This window comes from Tepidibacter mesophilus (assembly GCF_002724055.1).
In the GTDB taxonomy this organism is placed as follows: Bacteria; Bacillota; Clostridia; order Peptostreptococcales; family Peptostreptococcaceae; genus Tepidibacter_A; species Tepidibacter_A mesophilus.
Window position 1 is genome coordinate 1 of sequence record NZ_BDQY01000053.1, and the last position, 1,826, is coordinate 1,826.

The 1,826-nt window shown below is 29.1% G+C and carries 1 protein-coding gene; it reads right to left on the reverse strand.

The features are described from left to right. Positions 1–128: 128 nt before the first annotated feature. Positions 129–1,427 carry an IS110 family RNA-guided transposase gene (locus tag Tmeso_RS15720; protein WP_099192869.1) on the reverse strand — a complete coding sequence of 433 codons (1,299 nt, stop codon included), beginning with the start codon at positions 1,425–1,427 and terminating at the stop codon, positions 129–131. Between the last annotated feature and the right edge of the window lie 399 nt (positions 1,428–1,826).

Sequence of the window (1,826 nt, forward strand, 5' to 3'; positions counted from 1 at the left end):
AGACCAGCTAGTTATAGTCAATAGTTTTTACAATTATTTTTAAGTTATGTTTTTAGGCACAAGAAATAGACTATCTAGTCTACACGAATAATTGATAGTTTGATTTTAATATAGTTCATAATTAGCCGTTAGGCTACATTTACTAAAGTTGTGTTTTCAACGTACATCTTGCAGTGTAATTTAGGGTTACGAATTTCATATAGCTTTTGACTGCGTAGCACTGAAAATATATACTTCATTAGCTTATGCATAATGGCAACTAAACCTACTTTTTTGCTCTTTCCATTCATATTGTTTTTATAATAATCGAGTAAAACAGAATTTGTTGCATTACCATTACGCTTACATCTAATAGAAGCGAGAGCTACTGCATATAAAGCTCTACGGCCAATACGTGTACCACGTTTAGATATATGATTATTGTTTCCCTTAAATTTGCCTGATTCATTTACAGAAGGATCAAGCCCAAAGAAAGCAACAAGATGTTTTGGTTTAGTGAAATTTCTAATATCACCAATTTCACTTATTATAGTGATTGCAGTCAGTTCTCCAATACCTGGGATAGATTGAAGTAGTTCAATATTTACAACAATATTTTCAGGTATTTTACCGCTAGAAAGTAAATTTTGAATTTCAGATAGTATTAGTTTTATTTGAGTTTCAAAACTTTCAATAATATTTATATCAGATATTAACTTTATAAAAAGGTTAGATGAAGGTATACCAATGATTTGAGCACTTTTAGATGTACTAATTAGTTTAGAATATTTATCTTCAGCATACATAATACCTTTTTTAGAGTTTAATAGTATATTAATTAAATCATCTTTATTTGCAGATAAAATATCCTTTGGCATAGGATATGTCTTTAATATCTGAATTGATGTTTTTGAGGTAATATTTGAAAAAATATCAGTATATCCAGGAAATATTAGTCGTAAATCATTAGATAATTTTTTCTTGTAAGTTGATTTTGTATCTGTAAGTTTGTAATACTCTCTACAAAGTGATTTCAATGCGTACAGATCAGTATCAAATCTACTAGATAATTTAATATCTTGGAACTTGCATATTTTAGCAATAGTTAAGGCGTCTTTTTTATCATTTTTTACTTTTCTTATATCAAAATTCTTGTTAGAATTAGTGATAAGTGGATTGATAGTGAACACATCAAACTTATTATCACTTAGAAAGTGGAAAAGAGATAAATGGTACACGCCAGTGGACTCCATGAAAGTTACAGCTTTCATGTTAAATTTCTTTTCCACTTTTTCTATTTCTGAAGCCAAATGCTTAAAACCTTCCAAAGTATGATTTATTCTAAATGATTTCCTGTAAATTTCACCGTTAGGTGCAAGTATAGCAACTATAGAAAACTCAGATGCTACATCTATTCCGAAAACTGGATTATTAATATATTTTGACATTTGTAAGTATCTCCTTATTTTTAATATAGTGAGATAGAATAGAGATTCCATTTCTATCAGTAATTCTACAACCTTGTTTGTGACACGGATAATTCCCTTCGGGGAAATCCAACCAGCTAAACATAGAACTTTTACCGATGGAATGATACGCTATTTTGCGGGTATAAGATCTCTAAGATCCTCCCAGGAGGGATACATCTATCCTCTATCTAGTAAAGAGTATACTATATTTGTCGAAGCTTAATTTCCGTTGGGAATAAATTTAATAGAAAACGATAGTATGAAATGTTTTGAAATCTGATAGGATTTTATGCATTATTGAAATTTTAGAAAAGTTATTAATGTTCGTTAGATAATTAGAAAGTTTTCTATCAAATGTTATAACTACATTATACAAGG